This window comes from Streptomyces sp. NBC_01460, from assembly GCF_036227405.1.
GTDB lineage: Bacteria > Actinomycetota > Actinomycetes > Streptomycetales > Streptomycetaceae > Streptomyces.
Genome location: NZ_CP109473.1, coordinates 3586046 through 3604439, shown reverse-complemented (window position 1 = coordinate 3604439; position 18394 = coordinate 3586046). Strand labels below are relative to the sequence as shown.

20 protein-coding genes, 1 tRNA gene and 1 riboswitch are annotated in these 18394 nt (G+C 71.7%); of the genes, 17 read left to right on the top strand and 4 right to left on the bottom strand.

What is annotated here, in order from left to right:
- The first annotated feature begins 102 nt into the window (after positions 1 to 102).
- The 10 genes from galU (at position 103) to OG488_RS15865 (ending at position 8881) form a co-directional block, all read left to right on the top strand.
- Positions 103 to 1005 carry a UTP--glucose-1-phosphate uridylyltransferase GalU gene (gene galU / locus OG488_RS15910; RefSeq protein ID WP_329229844.1) on the top strand — a complete coding sequence of 301 codons (903 nt, stop codon included), beginning with the start codon at positions 103 to 105 and terminating at the stop codon, positions 1003 to 1005.
- A gap of 4 nt (positions 1006 to 1009) precedes the next feature.
- Positions 1010 to 2320 (top strand): molybdotransferase-like divisome protein Glp, encoded by a 1311-nt coding sequence (glp, locus tag OG488_RS15905; protein ID WP_329229842.1) that lies wholly within the window; start codon positions 1010 to 1012, stop codon positions 2318 to 2320.
- A gap of 126 nt (positions 2321 to 2446) precedes the next feature.
- Entirely contained in the window at positions 2447 to 2947 is a 501-nt protein-coding gene (moaC, locus tag OG488_RS15900) for a cyclic pyranopterin monophosphate synthase MoaC (RefSeq protein ID WP_329229841.1), read from the top strand.
- Positions 2944 to 3456, top strand: coding sequence for a MogA/MoaB family molybdenum cofactor biosynthesis protein (locus OG488_RS15895; protein WP_329229840.1), 513 nt, complete (start codon positions 2944 to 2946; stop codon positions 3454 to 3456). The genes moaC and OG488_RS15895 overlap by 4 nt, the downstream gene beginning before the upstream one ends.
- 17 nt (positions 3457 to 3473) lie before the next feature.
- Complete coding sequence (locus tag OG488_RS15890) at positions 3474 to 4103, top strand: GNAT family N-acetyltransferase (protein ID WP_329229838.1); 630 nt, start codon at positions 3474 to 3476, stop codon at positions 4101 to 4103.
- Between the two features lie 157 nt (positions 4104 to 4260).
- Positions 4261 to 5388: a divisome protein SepX/GlpR gene (gene sepX / locus OG488_RS15885; RefSeq protein WP_443074219.1), complete on the top strand. Its 1128-nt coding sequence runs from the start codon at positions 4261 to 4263 to the stop codon at positions 5386 to 5388.
- Positions 5389 to 5475: 87 nt separating this feature from the next.
- Positions 5476 to 5549 (top strand) — tRNA-Ala (locus OG488_RS15880).
- A gap of 116 nt (positions 5550 to 5665) precedes the next feature.
- Positions 5666 to 6514 (top strand): hypothetical protein, encoded by an 849-nt coding sequence (locus OG488_RS15875; protein ID WP_329229835.1) that lies wholly within the window; start codon positions 5666 to 5668, stop codon positions 6512 to 6514.
- Between the two features lie 56 nt (positions 6515 to 6570).
- A riboswitch (ZMP/ZTP riboswitch) is annotated at positions 6571 to 6658 on the top strand.
- Positions 6659 to 6679: 21 nt separating this feature from the next.
- Positions 6680 to 7534 carry a bifunctional 5,10-methylenetetrahydrofolate dehydrogenase/5,10-methenyltetrahydrofolate cyclohydrolase gene (locus OG488_RS15870; RefSeq protein ID WP_329229833.1) on the top strand — a complete coding sequence of 285 codons (855 nt, stop codon included), beginning with the start codon at positions 6680 to 6682 and terminating at the stop codon, positions 7532 to 7534.
- Between the two features lie 372 nt (positions 7535 to 7906).
- Positions 7907 to 8881 carry a MarR family transcriptional regulator gene (locus OG488_RS15865; RefSeq protein ID WP_329229832.1) on the top strand — a complete coding sequence of 325 codons (975 nt, stop codon included), beginning with the start codon at positions 7907 to 7909 and terminating at the stop codon, positions 8879 to 8881.
- A 360-nt stretch (positions 8882 to 9241) separates the two neighbouring features.
- Here OG488_RS15865 and OG488_RS15860 read toward each other — a convergent pair whose 3' ends face one another.
- Positions 9242 to 10183, bottom strand: coding sequence for an oxidoreductase (locus OG488_RS15860; protein ID WP_329229831.1), 942 nt, complete (start codon positions 10181 to 10183; stop codon positions 9242 to 9244).
- A 323-nt stretch (positions 10184 to 10506) separates the two neighbouring features.
- Between OG488_RS15860 and OG488_RS15855 the strand changes: the two genes are divergently transcribed.
- Positions 10507 to 11064 (top strand): TetR/AcrR family transcriptional regulator, encoded by a 558-nt coding sequence (locus tag OG488_RS15855; protein ID WP_329229829.1) that lies wholly within the window; start codon positions 10507 to 10509, stop codon positions 11062 to 11064.
- A gap of 59 nt (positions 11065 to 11123) precedes the next feature.
- Here the strand turns inward: OG488_RS15855 and OG488_RS15850 are convergent, their stop codons facing one another.
- A complete protein-coding gene (locus OG488_RS15850) occupies positions 11124 to 11540 on the bottom strand; it encodes a hypothetical protein (protein ID WP_329229827.1) in 417 nt (138 codons plus the stop codon).
- Positions 11541 to 11552: 12 nt separating this feature from the next.
- Here OG488_RS15850 and OG488_RS15845 point away from each other — a divergent pair, with 12 nt between their 5' ends.
- On the top strand, positions 11553 to 12338 hold the full coding sequence (locus OG488_RS15845; protein ID WP_329229825.1) for an SAM-dependent methyltransferase: 786 nt from the start codon (positions 11553 to 11555) through the stop codon (positions 12336 to 12338).
- A gap of 35 nt (positions 12339 to 12373) precedes the next feature.
- Here the strand turns inward: OG488_RS15845 and OG488_RS15840 are convergent, their stop codons facing one another.
- Positions 12374 to 12862: a GNAT family N-acetyltransferase gene (locus tag OG488_RS15840; protein ID WP_329229822.1), complete on the bottom strand. Its 489-nt coding sequence runs from the start codon at positions 12860 to 12862 to the stop codon at positions 12374 to 12376.
- Between the two features lie 50 nt (positions 12863 to 12912).
- Here OG488_RS15840 and OG488_RS15835 point away from each other — a divergent pair, with 50 nt between their 5' ends.
- Entirely contained in the window at positions 12913 to 13728 is an 816-nt protein-coding gene (locus OG488_RS15835; protein WP_329229820.1) for an exodeoxyribonuclease III, read from the top strand.
- On the opposite strand, the gene OG488_RS15830 is transcribed toward OG488_RS15835, so the two are convergent.
- A complete protein-coding gene (locus tag OG488_RS15830; RefSeq protein WP_329238698.1) occupies positions 13725 to 14363 on the bottom strand; it encodes a MerR family transcriptional regulator in 639 nt (212 codons plus the stop codon). The two genes, OG488_RS15835 and OG488_RS15830, sit on opposite strands and share 4 nt — an antisense overlap.
- Positions 14364 to 14532: 169 nt before the next feature.
- On the opposite strand from OG488_RS15830, the gene OG488_RS15825 reads away from it, so the two are divergent.
- The 4 genes from OG488_RS15825 (at position 14533) to OG488_RS15810 (ending at position 18225) form a co-directional block, all read left to right on the top strand.
- Entirely contained in the window at positions 14533 to 16053 is a 1521-nt protein-coding gene (locus tag OG488_RS15825; RefSeq protein WP_329229818.1) for a flavin-containing monooxygenase, read from the top strand.
- Positions 16050 to 17006 (top strand): alpha/beta fold hydrolase, encoded by a 957-nt coding sequence (locus tag OG488_RS15820; RefSeq protein WP_329229816.1) that lies wholly within the window; start codon positions 16050 to 16052, stop codon positions 17004 to 17006. The genes OG488_RS15825 and OG488_RS15820 overlap by 4 nt, the downstream gene beginning before the upstream one ends.
- Complete coding sequence (locus OG488_RS15815) at positions 17003 to 17887, top strand: SDR family oxidoreductase (RefSeq protein WP_329229815.1); 885 nt, start codon at positions 17003 to 17005, stop codon at positions 17885 to 17887. Before OG488_RS15820 ends, OG488_RS15815 begins: the two co-directional genes overlap by 4 nt.
- A gap of 86 nt (positions 17888 to 17973) precedes the next feature.
- On the top strand, positions 17974 to 18225 hold the full coding sequence (locus tag OG488_RS15810; RefSeq protein WP_329229813.1) for a hypothetical protein: 252 nt from the start codon (positions 17974 to 17976) through the stop codon (positions 18223 to 18225).
- Positions 18226 to 18394 lie beyond the last annotated feature (169 nt).

Genomic DNA, 18394 nt, shown 5'->3' with positions numbered 1-18394 from the left:
TCGTTCAACGGGTGCTCACATCATTCGTTTATGTGGATATATGAGAACGAAGTTAACCGGACGCTCATCTTCCGCCCATTGGCACCGGTTAGAGTGCAGCGCATGACTCAGTCGCACCCCAGGATCAGCAAAGCTGTCATCCCAGCTGCAGGTCTCGGCACCCGGTTCCTGCCGGCCACCAAGGCCACTCCCAAAGAGATGCTGCCTGTCGTCGACAAGCCCGCCATCCAGTATGTCGTCGAGGAAGCGGTCGCCGCGGGTCTTTCCGACGTACTGATGATCACCGGTCGCAACAAGCGTCCTCTGGAGGACCACTTCGACCGGAACTACGAGCTGGAGTCCGCGCTGACCCGTAAGGGAGACGCCGACCGGCTCTCCAAGGTCCAGGAGTCCAGCGACCTGGCCACGATGCACTACGTACGCCAGGGCGACCCGCGCGGGCTCGGCCACGCCGTCCTGTGTGCCGCGCCGCACGTCGGTGACCAGCCCTTCGCCGTGCTCCTCGGCGACGACCTGATCGACCCGCGCGACCCGCTGCTCGCCCGGATGGTCGAGATCCAGGAGCGCGAGGGCGGCAGTGTGGTCGCGCTGATGGAGGTGGACCCCGCGCAGATCCACATGTACGGCTGCGCGGCCACCGAGGCCACCGCGGACGGCGACGTCGTGCGGGTCACCGGCCTCGTGGAGAAGCCCGACGCGGCCGAGGCGCCCAGCAATCTCGCCGTCATCGGACGCTATGTCCTGGACCCCGCGGTCTTCGGCATACTGAGCAGGACCGAGCCCGGCCGCGGCGGCGAGATCCAGCTCACCGACGCGCTCCAACTGCTCGCCGAGGACGAGAAGATCGGCGGCCCGGTGCACGGCGTGGTCTTCAAGGGCCGCCGCTACGACACCGGTGACCGCGGTGACTATCTGCGTGCCATTGTCAGACTCGCGTGCGAACGTGAGGACCTGGGACCGGACTTCCGGACCTGGCTCCGCAGTTACGTCACCGAGGAGTTGTAACAGCTTGAGCAGCACGATCTGGTCGGTCGACGAACACCTGGACGACATCCTCGCCGCGGTGAAGCCGCTCGAGCCCATCGAGCTGCAACTGCCCGACGCCCAGGGCTGTGTCCTGGTCGAGGACGTCGTGGTGGAGGTCGCACTGCCGCCCTTCGACAACAGCTCGATGGACGGATACGCCGTCCGGATCTCCGACGTCGAGGGCGCCAGCGAGGAGTTCCCCGCCGTCCTCACCGTCGTCGGCGACGTCGCGGCGGGTGACGGAGGCCTGCCGGACGGCCGGTCCGTCGGACCCGGCGAGGCCGCCCGCATCATGACCGGCGCGCCGCTGCCCGCCGGCGCCGAGGCGGTCGTCCCGGTCGAATGGACCGACGGCGGTACGGGCGGCGGTCCGGCCGCCACCATGCGGGCCCACAGCGACGCCCCGGAGGGGGCGAGCGGTGAGGTCCGTGTCCACCGCCCGGTCAAGCCCCGCGCCCATGTCCGGGCCAAGGGCAGCGACGTACAGCCCGGTGACGTCGCGCTGCGCGCGGGTTCGGTCGTCGGGCCGCCCCAGATCGGGCTGCTCGCGGCGATCGGCCGGTCCACGGTGCGGGTGCGGCCCCGCCCGCGCGTCGTCGTGCTGTCCACCGGCAGCGAGCTGGTCCAGCCCGGTGAGGAGCTGACCGCCGGCCGGATCTACGACTCCAACAGCTTCGCGCTGACGGCCGCCGCCCGGGACGCGGGCGCCATCGCCTACCGCGTCCCCGCGGTCGCCGACGACGCGGAGACGCTCCGGGCCACGATCGAGGACCAGCTGATCCGGGCCGACATCGTCGTCACCACCGGTGGTGTCAGCGTCGGCGCGTACGACGTGGTCAAGGAGGCCCTGTCCTCCGTGGGCGACGAGGACGAGGCCGGCAGCGGCATCGACTTCCGCAAGCTCGCCATGCAGCCGGGCAAGCCCCAGGGGTTCGGCTCGATCGGCCCCGACCACACGCCGCTGCTGGCACTGCCCGGTAATCCGGTCTCCTCGTACGTCTCCTTCGAGCTCTTCGTCCGGCCGGCGATCCTGACGCTGATGGGTCTGGACGACGTCCACCGCCCGACGGTCCGGGCCACGCTCAGCACCGGCGCGGCGCTCTCCTCGCCCCCCGGCAAGCGACAGTTCCTGCGCGGGACGTACGACGCCGAGGCGGGCACCGTGACCCCCGTCGGGGGAGCCGGATCCCATCTGATCGCCGCCCTCGCGCAGGCGGACGCGCTGATCGTGCTGCCCGAGGACGTCACCACCGCGGAGCCCGGCACGGAGACCGAGGTGATCCTCCTCCGCTGACTCCGGCGCGGTGGCGGTACGGTATCTGGCGCTGTGCCTTACCGGGGGAAGCCCCCCGGGCCCCTCGGTCCGCGCCCCGGTGCGGGACGGGCGGGCAACCGGCGCCCTACCGCTAGGCGGAGTGAGTTGAGTACGCAGAACAGGCTGACGCACATCGACGAGGCGGGCGCGGCCCGCATGGTCGACGTGTCGGAGAAGGACGTCACGACACGGGTCGCCCGGGCGAGCGGCCGGGTCCTCGTGTCACCGCGTGTCGTCGAACTCCTCAGGGGGGAGGGCGTCCCCAAGGGCGACGCCCTTGCCACCGCGCGCATCGCCGGGATCATGGGGGCCAAGCGCACCCCGGACCTGATCCCGCTCTGCCACCCGCTCGCCGTCTCGGGCGTGAAGGTCGACCTGAGCGTGGCGGACGACGCGGTGGAGATCCTGGCCACCGTGAAGACGACGGACCGCACCGGGGTCGAGATGGAGGCCCTGACCGCGGTCTCGGTCGCCGCGCTCACGGTGATCGACATGATCAAGGCCGTGGACAAGAGCGCGGTGATCACGGACGTGCGGGTCGAGGCGAAGTCGGGTGGCAAGTCCGGCGACTACCGGCGCCCCACGCCGGAGGGGGCGGACGCATGACCACGTCCGGCACCGGCGTGTACCGCGCCCTGGTCGTGACCGCCTCCAACCGTGCCTCGGCCGGCGTGTACGCCGACAAGGGCGGCCCTCTCATCGCCGAGGCCCTCACCGGTCTCGGGTTCGCCGTCGACGGCCCCCAGGTCGTGCCCGACGGCGATCCGGTGGAAGCCGCCCTGCGGGCCGGTGCGGCAGCGGGTTACGACGTGATCGTCACCACCGGCGGTACGGGCATCTCGCCCACCGACCGCACCCCCGAGGCCACCCGCCGCGTCCTGGACCGGGAGATCCCGGGCATCCCCGAGGCGATCCGTGCCGAGGGCCTGGACAAGGTCCCCACCGCCGCGCTCTCCCGGGGCCTCGCGGGCATCGCGGACCGCACCCTCGTCGTGAACCTGCCCGGCTCGACCGGCGGCGTGCGCGACGGACTCGCGGTCCTGAGCAGGCTTCTGGTGCACGCCGTCGACCAGCTGCGCGGCGGAGACCACCCCCGACCGGGGAGCCCGAGCTGAACGTCCGGACCTGGCCGGTGATCCTGACCGACGGCGCCGTCACCCTCCGCCCGATAAAGCTCCGCGACCAGAGCATCTGGCGCGAGGTCAACCGGCGTAACCGCGACTGGCTGCGCCCCTGGGAGGCGACCGTCCCGCCGCCGGCCCCCGGCGGTCCGGTGGCCCAGCGCCCGACCTACCGTCAGATGATCCGGCACCTGCGCGCCGAGGCGCACGCCGGGCGGATGCTGCCCTTCGCCATCGAGTACGAGGGGCGTCTCGTCGGCCAGTTGACGGTGGCGGGCATCACCTGGGGCTCGATGTGCTCGGGTCACGTCGGCTACTGGGTCGACCGGGGCGTCGCGGGCCGCGGGGTGATGCCGACCGCGGTGGCGCTCGCCGTCGACCACTGTTTCGGCACGGTCGGGCTGCACCGGATCGAGGTGTGCATTCGGCCCGAGAACACCCCCAGCCGGAGAGTCGTGGAGAAACTCGGATTCCGGTCGGAAGGACTGCGCCCGCGCTATCTGCACATCGACGGCGCGTGGCGGGACCACCTGATCTTCGCCCTCACCGCCGAGGAGGTGCCCGACGGGTTGCTGCGGCGTTGGCGCAGGGTGCGGCCGGGTACTCCGGGTACGTCGAGCGCGCCCGGGGAAATGAAATAGGTGTTCGAATTTGATCGCTCCCTGATGGTAATGGGCCTCACTTTCGTCGACTGTTGACCCGAACAATCACAAAAAAAGTCCGTCATATGAGCCTGATCGTGCGACACACCGGGCCAATTGGCGGATGCTGCCGTGCAAACCCCTCTACGGTGTGAGCGTGAGCAGCAGCGGCCTGATCTACGCAGTCATTGTCGGGGCCTGGGCCGCCTACTTGGTGCCGATGTGGCTCCGCAGGCAGGACGAGCTCAATGAAGCCCGCCCGACGGAACGCTTCAGCACCGCCATCCGGTTGCTGTCCGGACGGGCGGCCATGGAGCGCCGTTACGCCAAGGAGCTGCGGGAGCGGGATGCCGAGGAGGCGCCTGGCCGCGCGGACCCGGATGCCGTCACGGACCGATTGGAGTCCGTCGACGTCCGGGCCTTCGCCGCGCCCCCGGCCCATACGGAAGCGCGGTTGCGCGACCCCGCGCCCGACCGGCCGGACCCGGAGCGGCCACGCGACCGGCCGGCCCGGCCCGCGCCCGTCCGGCGGGAGGGCCGGCGGCCTTCCGGCGCGGAGTCGGAGCGCGAGCGGCGACAGCGCTCGCAGGTCCTGGCGCGCCGTCGGCGTACGACCACGGTCCTCTTCATGGCGTTCACGCTCGGCGCGGTCGTCGCCGCGGTCGGCGGACTCCGCTTCCTGTGGGCACCGGCCGTCCCGGCCGTGCTGCTGAGCAGCTACATCGTGCATCTGCGGGGCCAGGAGCGCCGTCGGTTCGTCTTCACCATGGACCGGCGCCGTGCCGAGGTGGCCGCTCAGCGGCTGCGCGAGAACCGCCCCCGCAGGCACCAGCCCGCGTCCTCGGCCCCCGCCGAGCCCGACGAGGAGCCCGAAGCGGCCGTGCCCGCCCCCACGGTCTCCCCCCAGGAGGCCGGCCGCCGCGCGCTCGTCGAGCAGACGGACCACGCGGAGTGGGTCGACCAGCAGCGTGAGCGCGGCCCCGCCCAGGGGGACAGCTGGGAGCCCGTACCGGTCCCGCTGCCGACCTATGTCACCGCGCCCGTCGCCCCGCGCGCCACGGGCGGGGTCGAGGTCGGCGACCCGGAGACCTGGAGTGCGGCCCGCTCCAGCCCCGCCGAGCCCACCCGCACGGGGACCCGCGACGCCCAGGACGCGGCCACGCCCGACGCCGACCCGGCCCCGCGCCGCCGCGGGAACCCGCCGAAGCGCACCCGCGACCGCGGCCGGACCCCCCTCTTCGACCAGTACGACGACGAGGACCGGCCGCGCGCGGCCAACGAGTGACACCGGCGGTGGACCCGACTCGGTGACCTGCCGGGATACGGATTTCCGAGCACCCCGACGAGGGTGCTAGAGTTTCACTCGTTGCAAGGGCCTGTGGCGCAGTCTGGTAGCGCACCTCGTTCGCATCGAGGGGGTCTGGGGTTCAAATCCCCACAGGTCCACCGCACACACGAGATCCCGCCCGATCGCAAGATCGGGCGGGATCTCGTCGTTTCCGCCTCCGTCGTGTCCGGACCGGGCCGAGTCGGCCGGAGCCCGCTCGGTAGGGTCGGCCGGTATGTCCGAGGAACCCGGTGGCGCGCCCTTCCGTATCCCCGCGGAGTTCGTCCGCTACGCCGCGGCGCTGGAGCCGGCCGAGGTCGCGCGCGGTCATGTGGCCGGTTGGCTGACGGGGGAGGACGCCGTCCGCCTCGCCTTCCTGAGGCGGTGCGACCTGCGGGAGCGAGCGGGAGACTTCGAGTTGATCGCGGGGCTGGAGCCCTCTGCGCCGGATCTCGCCGTCCTGTGCCGTCGGCTGTCGGACGAGTCCGCCGACGCCGGGCGGGTCTGGGCGTATCTGGTTCTGTGCTGGGCCGGTTCGCGCACCGACGGGCAACTCGGCGAGCCGGCGGCGCGCGGGGACGCCGACGCCTCACATCCGGCGTCCGGCCCCGACGGTGAGGGGCTGCGCCGGTCGGCCGCCGGGCGGGAGGAGTTCCTCATCGGCCGCGCCGCCTCCGGGCAGGGCATGAACTGGCAGAGCGTCTCCGCACTGATGGGGACCGACCGGCCCGAAGAGGTCGACGCGGCGTTCGACCGGGGCGAGGAACTTGTCGGCGTCGCGCTGATCGGCCTGGCCTTGCAGCACCCCGACCCGGAGGCGATCCTGCCGAGGGTGGCCCGGGCGCTGGGATCGACGGACGCCCGACTGCGCCCCCAGAGCCGTGTCGCGCTCGCCCATGTCGCCCGGCTGCACGGCACCGTGGACCGCCGCTGCCTGGAGCTCCTGAGGTCCCATCCCCGGGGCAACGAGGCCGACGACGACCTGTGGGGCTACGTCCCGCACCGCCGACTGCCGTGGTGGCTCTGGCGTCACCATCTCGGCGAGCGGCTGGCCTGGCACCTCCGCGACCGGTGGCGCGCCTGAGGCGAGAGCCGGTCCCGGAAGTCGAGCCCTCGTCGCTTCCGTGTCGACTACAGTGCCTCGCGGGTCGTGACTGGCGCTGAGGTGGAGCACCACCGGGGAGCGGCCTGACGCATACGTCGGATGCCGTGCGCCTGGGCGAGTGGTCAATCACGCCTGGAGGCGACCATGCCCGCGACACGGACCGCACAGCTCATGGACGGAACCGGGCTTGCCCGTCGGCTCGTCGAGGAGACCGCCACGAGGGCGGCGGGACTCGCAGGGCGGGGGATCGAGCCCTGCCTCGCCACGGTGCTCGTGGGCGAGGATCCCGCATCGGTCACGTACGTGCGCATGAAGCAGGCCCGTTGCGCGAAGGCCGGCATCACCTCCCGCAGCGTCGTCCTGCCCGCCACCACCACGACCGCCGAACTGGTCGACACGCTCACCGGGCTGTCCGAGGACCCGCAGGTCCACGGCATCCTCCTGCAGCACCCGGTCGGTCCGCACATCGACGAGCGCGCCGCGTTCGAAGCCATCGCCCCGGAGAAGGACGTCGACGGTGTCACGACGCACTCCTTCAGCGCGATGAGCTGCGGGCTGCCCGGCTTCGTGTCGTGCACCCCCGGCGGCATCATGCGGCTGCTGGACGCGTACGACGTCGAGCTCTCCGGCAAGCACGCGGTCGTGGTGGGCCGCAGCGCGATCCTCGGCAAGCCGGCCGGGATGCTGCTCCTCGCACGGGACGCCACGGTGACGTACTGCCACTCGCGTACGACGGACCTGTCGGCGATCGTCCGGGAGGCGGACGTCGTGGTGGCGGCCGTGGGGCGCCCCCGGCTGATCCGGGGCGAGGACATCAAGCCGGGGGCGGTGGTGATGGACGCCGGGTACAACGCGGGCAACGTCGGCGACGTGGACTTCGACGGCGCCGCCGCCCGTGCCCGCCTGATCACTCCGGTCCCCGGCGGCGTGGGGCCGATGACCATCGCCGTCCTGCTGGCACAGACCGTGGACGCCGCCGCGCGCGGACTCGGTGGGTGACGGACCCACCGCCCCGAATCCCGGGTCCCGAAGCCCGGGTCCCGGGATGCGAGACCCGAGACCCGGGGTGCCGGATTCGCCCGTTCGGGGGACACCAGGAATGCCGCCGTCCGGCGCTCGAGCTTCGGGATTCGAGGGCCGGGATCCGGGGGCCGGGATTCGAGCGGTGTTGTTCATCCGGTAGGGAAAAGAAGGGGGTTGAAGAAACCCTCCCACCCTCCCCACCCCGTCACGGCCAGCAAGTATGACTAATCGTGAGCGAGTTGCGGCGCAGAGTCGCGACTGCTTACGGTGCCCTCGACGCATCGACCCCGACGCGGTGTTAGAGCACCGGCCGGGGTCTCACCTCAAGATCAGAGACAGGCCGATCCCTTGGCTATCCAGCAGAGTAGCTCCGCCCCGAGCGCGCCCGCATCCTCGCGGCCCTACCGCCGCGCCCGCACCGGCTACGGCAAGCGGTCCGCGCCCGGGCAACGCCCCTCCGCACCGACCGACTTCGCTCTGCTCCCGGCCCGCGAGCGCTACGTCGCCGGGTACGTCGACCACCTGCCCGACGGCGCCGCCATGGACATCAAGTCCCTGGCCAAGGACCTTCCCCTGTACGGGCAGATGGCCATCGGCACCGCGCTGAGGGCGCTGGCCGTGGCCGGGCATCTCCGCCATGTGCGCTGTCGCGTCGAGAGCCTCGGCCAGAGCCGCTGGGTCACCCTCACCTTCTGGTCCCGCACCGCTCGCGACAACGAGTGGTGGGCCCTTCAGCTCGCGGGCGGTGCGGATGTCGGCGAGTCCGAGCCCGAGCCCGAAGCCGCGAAGGAGGAGCCCGTCGCTCCCGTCGTGCCCCAGCAGCGGGTCCCGGAGGCCTCGGAGGCCGTGCCCGCCGGTCCGTCCCCCGCCTATCTCGCCCTCGCCCGACTCGGCCGCGTGGAGCCGCGCCTGGCTCTCTCCGCCGCCGACTGTGCCGCTCTGGAGAGCCTGGCCGCGACCTGGTTCGCCCGTGGGGTGGACGCCGACTACCTCACCCGGGCGCTGACATCCGGGCTCCCGGAGCAGGTCGGCTCACCCGTGGGCCTCGTACGCCGCCGCCTCACCGACAAGGCCCCGGCGCGGCTGCCGGACGCCGCCCCCGCGCCGGACGCACCCGTGCGCGCCCTGCTGGTCGAATGCACCGAATGCGGGCGGCCCGGACCGCCCGGAGCACTGCCCGACGGCCTCTGCCGCCCCTGCCGTCAGTCGCCTCCCGCCGGACCCGTCGAGCCCGTCGAGCCCGTCGAGCCGGACGGACCGGCTGCCGAGCGCGACATCGAGGCCCACATGCGCCTCCTCCGCGAGAAGCTCCGGATGCCCTGAGCGGGGTATCGCCGAGATGCGGGAGGAAGGGGAGAAGACAGGATCACAGCCCGCCTCCTTCAGGGCGTCGAGCCGGCTCCGGAGCTCCTGCTGGGCGGTACCGCACCGGGCGTACCCGACTCCCGTGGGTTTCGTGGTGGCCTCGGGCGCGGCGGCGTCGACGGCCGGGCGGCCCCTCTCCCACACACGGCCGGGGCTGCGGTCGGCGGGGGTGCGGCGGCCGGTTCGGGGGCTCCGGCATGTCGCAGAACCTACCGTGAGGGGCCTTGTGCGAAAGCTGTTCTGCGCGAGGTCGTGAGAACGAAGGTCATGGACAAACCGGACGCGGTCCGGCGGAGGGCCGCGATCTCTCAGGACTGCTCACTTCTGAGGGGGCGGCTCAGCGGGCAATGAGTAGCGCACGTCGGTGAGCTGTTCCGAGAGCACCCACAACTGGCGGGCCGTGGCTGAGTCCTGGATCGCACGCTCCCGGCTGCGAAGGACCGGCTCACCGCGGAGCTGGAACGGCCCATCGGGTGCGACGTAACTCCCCCCAGGCAGGTTGGGGACGGTTGAGGCGTACAGGGAGGTTCTTGCGCCGTCCGGTGTGGGGCTGAAGGCAACGCGCAGGAGTAGGCGCGTGAGGATTCCGTAGGCGCGGCCCCGGGCGCTGTGGGCGCCACCGGTGAGCACGTTGGAGCGGGTGAGTCCGGGGGCGACGGCCATGCTGCGCAGCCTCAGTCCGGCGGCGTCGGCCCTTCGCTGCAGCTCCATGGCGAAGTAGAGATTGGCCCGCTTGGACTGCACGTAGGCGAAGGCCGCCCGGTAGTGGTGCTCCGCGTTCAGGTTGGCCATGTCGAACCGGGCGAAACGCTGGCCCTCGCTGCTGACGGTCACCACGCGCGGGTCGGCGGCGGCCAGCAGGTGGGGCATGAGGAGGCCGGTGAGCGCGAACGTGCCGAGGTGGTTGATGCCGAACTGCGATTCGAAGCCGTCGATGGTCCGGGAGAACGGCACCATGGCGACGCCGGCGTTGTTGACCAGGAGGTCGAGCCGGTCGTGGTCCCAGCCCGCGGCGAAACCGCGGATGGACTTCAGGTCGGCGAGGTCGAGCCCGCGCAGTTCGGCACGGGCGCCGGGCACTTCCCTGCGCAGCCGCTCCAGCGCGGCCCGCCCGCGTTCACGGCTGCGGCAGGCCAGGACGACATGGGCGCCGCGGCGGGCGAGTTCGCGAGCGGTGATGTAGCCGATACCGCTGTTGGCGCCGGTGACAACGGCCAGTCGCCCCGACTGGGCAGGGATGGAATCCGGCGTCCAGGTCATGTGCGGAACCCTTTGCGGTATCGAGCTCGCGAACGATGGTCGACCAGGTGAGGGTGGTGCTCAACGCCCCGCGCGGCTACGCGGCCATGTTCGTGCAGTGAGTGCAGTGAGGCTCGGGCGGCTGCCCGGCGGTCATGGGTCATGGGTGACTCGATCCGTGGGTCAGGAGTGCCTGCGGCATCGAAGAGCGCAGCCGCATTGCAACTCAAAGTTGCGATATCCTGATCCTGTCGCACGTTCCACCATTAACGCAACCAGGAGTTGCAATGGAGTCTGCCGAGTCGCCCTCAAGGCGTGTCCCCGCTGTCGGGCGAGGCGACAAGATGCGCGTCGCCGTACTGAAGGCGACCATCACCGAGCTGACGACGACGGGGTATGCGGCGCTGACCGTCGAAGGCGTCGCCCGGCGGGCCGGCGTCCACAAGACGACGATCTACCGGAACTGGGGAGACGCTGACGGCCTTGTCGCCGAGGCGCTGGCCAGCCATTTCGCCACAGACATCCCGATACCCGACACCGGGTCGGTGGAGGGCGACTTGCGCGCGCTGGCCTGCTCCCTCGTTGCCACCATGACCACGCAGGCAGGCCGGGCCTTGCTGGCCACCGTCCTCTCGGACGCCGTACGCCTCCCCCAGCTCGCCGAGGTCAAGCACGCGCTCTTCGTCGACCGGTTCCAGCGGGCGGAACCCGTTGTCGCCCGAGCCGTCGAGCGCGGCGAACTACCCGCGGACACCGACCCCGCCGAACTCCTCAAGGCCCTTGCCGCGCCGATCTACTTCCGGCTCGTGTTCACCGGCGAGCCGGTCGACGAGGCGACCGCGGACCGGGCGGTGCGCGTGGCCCTGGCCGCCGCGCACGCCCGCGTGCTGCCGGCGGTTTGAGCGCGGCCAGGGAACGCGGGCCGACCTGTCACCCTTCACCGACCGGCTGGGGGCGGCCCTCACGCGGCCCGTTGCGCCAGGCTCGCGCTGCCCGGGCCCTCCGTGGCCTTCTCCAGCGCGATGTCGATGGGATCCGCCGGCCGGTTCTTCGCGGCGGCCTCCCCGCGGATCGACCGCTCGGCGATCCGCAGGGCCTCGCCCTGGTCGCACTTCACGCCGACCTTCCTGCGGACCGGGCCCCGGTGGTGCTCGGCGGTCCGCTCCGCCCGGTACGGCGGCAGCGTGTCCTCCGGCAGCTCCACCAGGCGACGCACGCCCACGGCCCACTTGGTCCGGCCCGACCGTCGGGACCGGGCCGCTCCGGTCGTGGCGACCACCCGGTAACCTGGGCCGTCCTCGCTCACCCGCCGTGCCGGTGACCGCTGTTGAGGGTCGCGCAGGTCAGGTGCGGGGTGTGCCAGTTCGTGGTTCCGCATGGAGGGCGCCCTGTGACAGCCGGTATACCCAGCTCCCGTATCGACACCAGCAAGCCGCACCCGGCCCGGGTCTACGACTGGCTGCTCGGCGGGAAGGACAACTACCCGGTCGACCAGGAGGTCGCCGAGAAGCTTCCCGCCGAGGCGCGGGCCAACGCGGCGCGGAACCGGGCGTTCATGCACCGCGCCTCCGCCTGGCTCGCCCGCCAGGGTGTCGATCAGTTCCTGGACATCGGTACCGGCATTCCCACCGCCCCCAACCTCCACCAGATCGTCCAGGCCGTCACCCCGCGCGCCAGGGTCGTCTACGCGGACAACGACCCCATCGTCCTGCGCCACGCGGAAGCGCTGCTGGTGAGCCGTCCCGAGGGCGCGACCGACTACATCCACGCGGATGTGCGGCAGCCCGAGGCGATCCTCGAAACGGCCGCGAAGCTCCTGGACTTCGAGCGGCCCGTGGCCCTGTCCCTCATCGCGCTGATGCACTTCCTGCCCGATGAGCAGGATCCGTACGGGATCACCCGCAGGCTGGTCGGGGCGCTCCCGACGGGGAGTTACCTGGTCCTGTCGCACGGGACCGCCGACCAGCACCCGGAGCTGAGGCGGGAGACGGAGTCCGCGTACAAGAAGGGTGCGATCTCCCTGCGGATGCGTACGCGCGCGGAGGTCGAGCCCTTCTTCGAGGGACTGGAGCTCGTCGAGCCGGGGCTCGTGACGGCGCCCGAGTGGTACAGGGAGGAGCCTGCCCCGGTGTACGAGCGGAGCGGCTTCCACGTCGGAGTGGCGCGGGTGCGCTGAGCGGTGCCGACGCCGACGGGGCACGGGCGGTGCGGTCAGGAGGGGTCGGTGAGCGGCTTGGCCATGCAGATGCTGCTGTCGTAGGTGCGGTAGTGGCCGAACTTCGCGCAGGGCGTGTAGCCGCTCGACGTGTACAGCGCTATGGCCTCGGGCTGCTGGTCGCCGGTCTCCAGGACCATGCGCGTGCGGCCCGCCGCACGGGCGTCGGCCTCCAGGGCCGCGAGGATGCGGCGGGCGAGGCCCCGGCCACGGCCCTCGGCGATGACGAACATCCGCTTGATCTCGGCGTCGCCGTCGGAGTAACCCGTGTCGTTCGTCTCCTGGCTGCGCCAGCCGCCGGTGGCCAGAGGGCGGCCCTCTTCGTCGTAGGCGAGCAGATACAGTCCGTGAGGCGGATCGAACATGGTCGGGTCGAGCGGTGTGACATCGCCCCCGTCCCCGTAGCGCTCGGCGTATTCGAGCTGCACCAGGTCGTTGAGTTTCACGGCGTCGGGGTGGTCGAAAGGCCGGGGGTGGATATTCATGCGAGTCATGGTACAGGTATGCATAGGGTCTCCGTAGGTACTGTACCGGCATGCTGACTGTTACCTCCGTGAACGTGAACGGGCTCCGTGCCGCCGCCAAGAAGGGCTTCGTCGAGTGGCTGGGGCGGACCGAGGCCGATGTGATCTGCCTCCAGGAAGTCCGTGCCGAGGTGGAGCAGCTCCCCGAAGAGCTCCGTGAGCCCGCGGGCTGGCACGTCGTGTACGCCCCGGCTGCGGCCAAGGGGCGCGCGGGGGTCGCCGTCTACACGCGGCACGCGCCGGAGCGCGTCCAGATCGGGTTCGGCGGGTTCGGGGTCCCGGGCGGTGAGGAGTTCGACACCTCCGGGCGGTACGCCGAGGTGGACCTGCCGGGTGTGACGGTCGCCAGCCTCTATCTGCCCTCGGGCGAGGTCGGCACCGAGAAGCAGGAGGAGAAGGAGCGCTTCATGGCGGCCTTCCTCCCCTACCTCCAGGGGCTCAGGACGCGGGCCGCCGCCGAGGGGCGCGAGGTCGTCGTCTGCGGCGACTGGAACATCGCCCACCAGGAGGCGGACCTCAAGAACTGGAAGGCCAACAAGAAGAACTCGGGCTTCCTCCCCGAGGAGCGGGAGTGGCTGACCCGGGTCTTCGAGGAGGCGGCGTACGTGGACGTGGTCCGGGCCATGCACCCGGAGCAGGAGGGCCCGTACTCCTGGTGGTCCTACCGTGGCCGCGCCTTCGACAACGACGCGGGCTGGCGCATCGACTACCAGGTGGCGACCCCGGGGCTCGCCGGGCGCGCGGTCAAGGCATGGGTGGAGCGCGCCGCCACGCACGGCGAGCGGTGGAGCGACCACGCGCCGGTGACGGCGGTGTACGCACGCTAGTCGCCGTCCTCCGCGCCCTTGTCGTCCCTCAGCCGGCGGTCCAGGGCCATGGAGAGCTCGGCGTCCACCACCGCGTGGGCCAGCGTGCGCAGTTGGTCCGGCTCGGTCTGTGAGGTGTGGGCGCGCAGGACCCGTACGAAGAGGTCCGCGAGGGCGTCCGCGTGCTCGCGGACCTGGCGGCCGGCGGAGAGCACCGCGTCGAGCGGGACGCCGGCGCGCACCAGCTCGGACGACGCCTCCAGGAGGCGCCGGCTGATGTGGACGATCTCGTCGCCGTCGACGCCGAGGTAGCCCAGCTCCATGGACGCGGCGAGATTCTCCGCCGTGGCCTGGTCCTGGAAGTAGTCCGCCAGCTGCTCGGGGGTGAGCCGGACCGGGGTCTCCTCGGTCGGTTCGCCCAGGCCCAGTACCTCGGCGACATCGCGTCCGCTGTCGAACGTGGCGGCGAGGTCGGCGATCCCGTTGAGGGTGTGGCCCCGCTCCAGGAGGCCCGTGATGGTGCGCAGCCGGGCCAGATGGTGGTCGTCGTACCAGGCGATACGGCCCTCGCGGCGGGGTGGGTGGATCAGGCCGCGTTCCCGGTAGAAGCGCAGGGTGCGCACGGTGATGCCGGCCTCCTCGGCCAGCTCCTCCATGCGGTACTCACGGTGCTCGCGTCCTTCAGCCACCCCCGCACCCTATGTTGTACCGCCGGTAACTTTCCTCGTCCCGCCCCCTACCCATCGGTACGGAGCTGCTCTACCCTCCCAACCATGCCAGTGATTGCTGGCAGAGTCGTGGCACGTACCGCGGGGAGGCGGCAGCATGGCCCAGCACGAGCACGTACGAGTGGCGGTGATCGGATCCGGATTCGGGGGCCTCGGAGCCGCGGTCCGGCTCCGTCGTGAAGGCATCACCGACTTCCTGGTCCTCGAACGGGCGGACGCCGTCGGCGGCACCTGGCGGGACAACAGCTACCCGGGCTGCGCCTGCGACGTACCGTCCCACCTGTACTCGTTCTCGTTCGCGCCCAACCCCGACTGGCCGCGCACCTTCTCCGGGCAGCAGCACATACGCGCCTACCTGGAGCACGTCGCCGACACCTTCGGGCTGCGCCCGCACCTCAGGCTCGGCCACGAGGTCTCGGTCATGCGCTGGGACAACGACGAGCTGCACTGGGTGATCGAGGCGACGAACGGCTCCACGATCACCGCCGACGCCGTCGTCTCCGCCACAGGCCCGCTCTCCGACCCGAAGCTGCCGGACATCCCGGGGCTCGCCGACTTCTCCGGCAAGGTCTTCCACTCCGCGCAGTGGGACCACGACTACGACCTGACCGGCAAGCGCGTCGCCGTGATCGGCACGGGCGCCTCCGCGATCCAGATCGTCCCGGAGATCCAGCCCAAGGCCGGCCGCCTCACCCTCTTCCAGCGGACCCCGCCCTGGGTGATGCCGCGCATGGACCGCGCCATCAGCGGGGCCGAGAAGTGGCTGCACCGCGCGCTGCCCTTCACGGCCACCGCGCGCCGCGGACTCCTCTGGGGGATCAGGGAGTTGCAGGTCGGCGCCTTCACCAAGCACCCGAACCAGCTCGGGCTCGTCGAGACGATAGCCAAGTCGAACATGGCACGGGCGATCAAGGACCCCGCGCTGCGGGCCAAGCTGACCCCCTCGTACCGCATCGGCTGCAAGCGCATCCTGCTCTCCAACGCCTACTACCCGGCGCTCGCCCAGCCGAATGTGGACGTGGTCGCCTCCGGCCTGTCCGAGGTCCGTGGCTCCACCCTGGTCGGGTCGGACGGCTCGGAGACCGAGGCCGACGTGATCATCCTCGGCACCGGCTTCCACGTGACGGACATGCCGATCGCGACCCGGGTCGTCGGTGCGGAGGGCATCACCCTCGCCGAGTCCTGGAAGGGCGAGATGCGGGCGCTGCGCGGCGCGACGGCGGCCGGCTTCCCCAACTGGATGACGATCATCGGCCCCAACACGGGGCTCGGGAACTCCTCCATGATCCTCATGATCGAGTCCCAGCTGAACTACATGGCCGACTTCATGCGCCAGCTGGACGTCCTGGGCGGGCGGGCGGCGCTCGACGCGCGGCCCTCCGCCGTGGACGCCTGGAACCACCGGGTCCAGGAACGGATGAAGCGGACCGTCTGGAACACCGGCGGCTGCACCAGCTGGTACCTCGACGCCAACGGGCGCAACACCACCGTCTGGCCCGGGACGACCGCCGAGTTCCGGCGGGCCACGCGCGCGGTCGACCTCGGTGAGTACGACGTCATCCGTCCCCCCGTCACCCACTCCGCGGCGCAGGCCGTGGCCGAGGAGGCCGCACGATGAGCAGGCTGACGCAGACGGCGGCCATCGCGTCCGTCCCCGTGCCCGTACGCGAACTGAGCGTCGTCTCCGCGGACGGCTCGCGCGTCCACGTCGAACTGCACGGCCCCGAGGGCGCGCCCGCCGTGGTCCTGGCGCACGGCTGGACCTGCAACACCCGCTTCTGGGACGCCCAGGTGCGCGACCTGGCGGTGGACCACCGGGTCGTCGTCTACGACCAGCGGGGCCACGGCCGTTCCCCCGCGGCGGGCCCCGACGGATACAGCACGCGCGCACTGGCCGACGACCTCGAAGCGGTCCTGAGGGCGACGCTCGAACCCGGGCAGAAGGCGGTGCTCGGCGGGCACTCCATGGGCGGGATGACGATCATGGCGGCCGCCGGGCGCGACGCCGTGCGGGAGCACGGGGTGGCCGTGCTGCTGTGCAGCACCGGCAGCTCGCGCCTGACGGCCGAGTCGCTGGTGCTCCCGCTGCGGGCCGGCGCGCTCCGTACGCGGATGACGGCGGCGGTCCTCGCCGCACGCGCACCGCTCGGACCCGTCAACGGGGTGTCGAAGGTGATCCTCAGGTACGTCACGATGGGCCGCGGTTCGGCCCCTGACCGCGTGGATGCCTGTGCCAGGATCGTCCACGCGTGTCCCCGCGGGGCACGTGTGGCCTGGGGGCGCGTGCTCGCGGAGCTCGACCTCGAGGCACGGGTGAGGGAGTTGCGGCTGCCGACCGCGGTGATCGCGGGCACGCAGGACCGGCTCACGCCGCCCGTGCACGCGAGGGCCATCGCCGCGGCGCTGCCGAACGGCCTCGGTCTCACCGAGCTGGAGGGCATGGGGCACATGACACCGGTCGAGGCGCCCGAAGTGGTCACGGCGAAGCTCCGCGAACTGGTGGCCGCGTACGTCACTGTGGGCAGTGCGGACAGCACGGCGACAGCCGTGAGCGAGGAGGAGGTCGCATGAGCGGCAGGCGGAGTCTCGAAGGACAGGTCGTCGTCGTCACGGGTGCGGCGCGGGGGGTGGGTGAGCTCCTGGCCCGCAAACTGTCGGCGCGCGGTGCCACGCTGGCGCTGGTCGGCCTGGAGCCGGACGAGTTGAAGAAGGTCTCGGAGCGGCTGCACTCGGAGAGCGACCACTGGCACGCGGACGTCACCGACCACGTGGCGATGAGCCGGGTCGCCGAAGAGGTCAAGGCGCGCTTCGGGAAGATCGACATCGTCGTCGCCAACGCGGGGGTCGCCGCCGGCGGGCCGCTCGTGGACTCCGATCCGGAGGCATGGCGCCGGGTCGTGGAAGTGAACCTGATAGGCGGGGCGGTGACCGCGCGGGCGTTCCTGCCGGTGCTCATCGAGAGCCGCGGGTACTTCCTCCAGATAGCGTCGCTGGCCGCGATCACCCCGGCGCCGATGATGAGCGCGTACTGCGCGTCGAAGTCGGGGGTGGAGGCGTTCGCGCACTGCCTGCGCGGCGAGGTCGGCTACCGGGGCGTGAAGGTCGGCGTCGGCTACCTGTCCTGGACCGACACGGACATGGTGCGCGGCGCCGACGAGGACGACGTCATGCGGGAGTTGAGGCAGCGGCTGCCGTGGCCGACGAACCGCACCTACCCCCTGGGCCCGGCGGTCGACCGCATCGTGGCGGGGATCGAGCGGCGCTCCGCGCACGTGTACGCGCAGTGGTGGCTGCGGGGGATGCAGTCGATCCGGGGCTATCTGCCGATGGTGATAGGGGCCGTCGGACAGCGGGAGATGAAGCGGTTCGGACCCCGCCTGGAGGGCGTGGGCAAGGGGCTCGTGGGTGCCGGTGGTGAGGCGGACCGGGAGGCGCGTACACAGCGTCATTGATCGAAATGCGGCGAATGTCCGGGTGTGTAAGTCTGAGCGAGGCCCCACCGGGGCCGACCCCACGCACCCACATAGGAGTGAACAGCATGGGCATCGCAGACCAGTTCAAGGACAAGGCGCAGGAGCTCGCCGACCAGGCCAAGCAGCAGAAGGCGGGTGGCAAGCAGGGTGAGGCGCGCGAGCGCTCCGCCGATGCGCCGCGTCGCGCCGGTGGTCAGGGCCAGGCCCAGGGCCAGCGCCCGGGCCAGGGTCAGGGCCAGGCCCAGGGCCGTCGGCCCGAGCCGCGGGACCGCGCGCAGGACGCCGCGGACCGTACGCGTGAGCGTTCCGAGCGCTGACGGCCGACGCCTCTGAGCGTCTGTGGTCTGTTGGGGCGTACCCGGTTGCCGGGTACGCCCCTTCTTGTGCGGGGTGGGCTGCCGTTCGGCGGGTGCGGGTGCGGGTGCGGGTGGAGCGCGGTGCGGGACCTCGGGGCTCCGCCCCGGACCCCCGAGGAGCGCGGTGCGG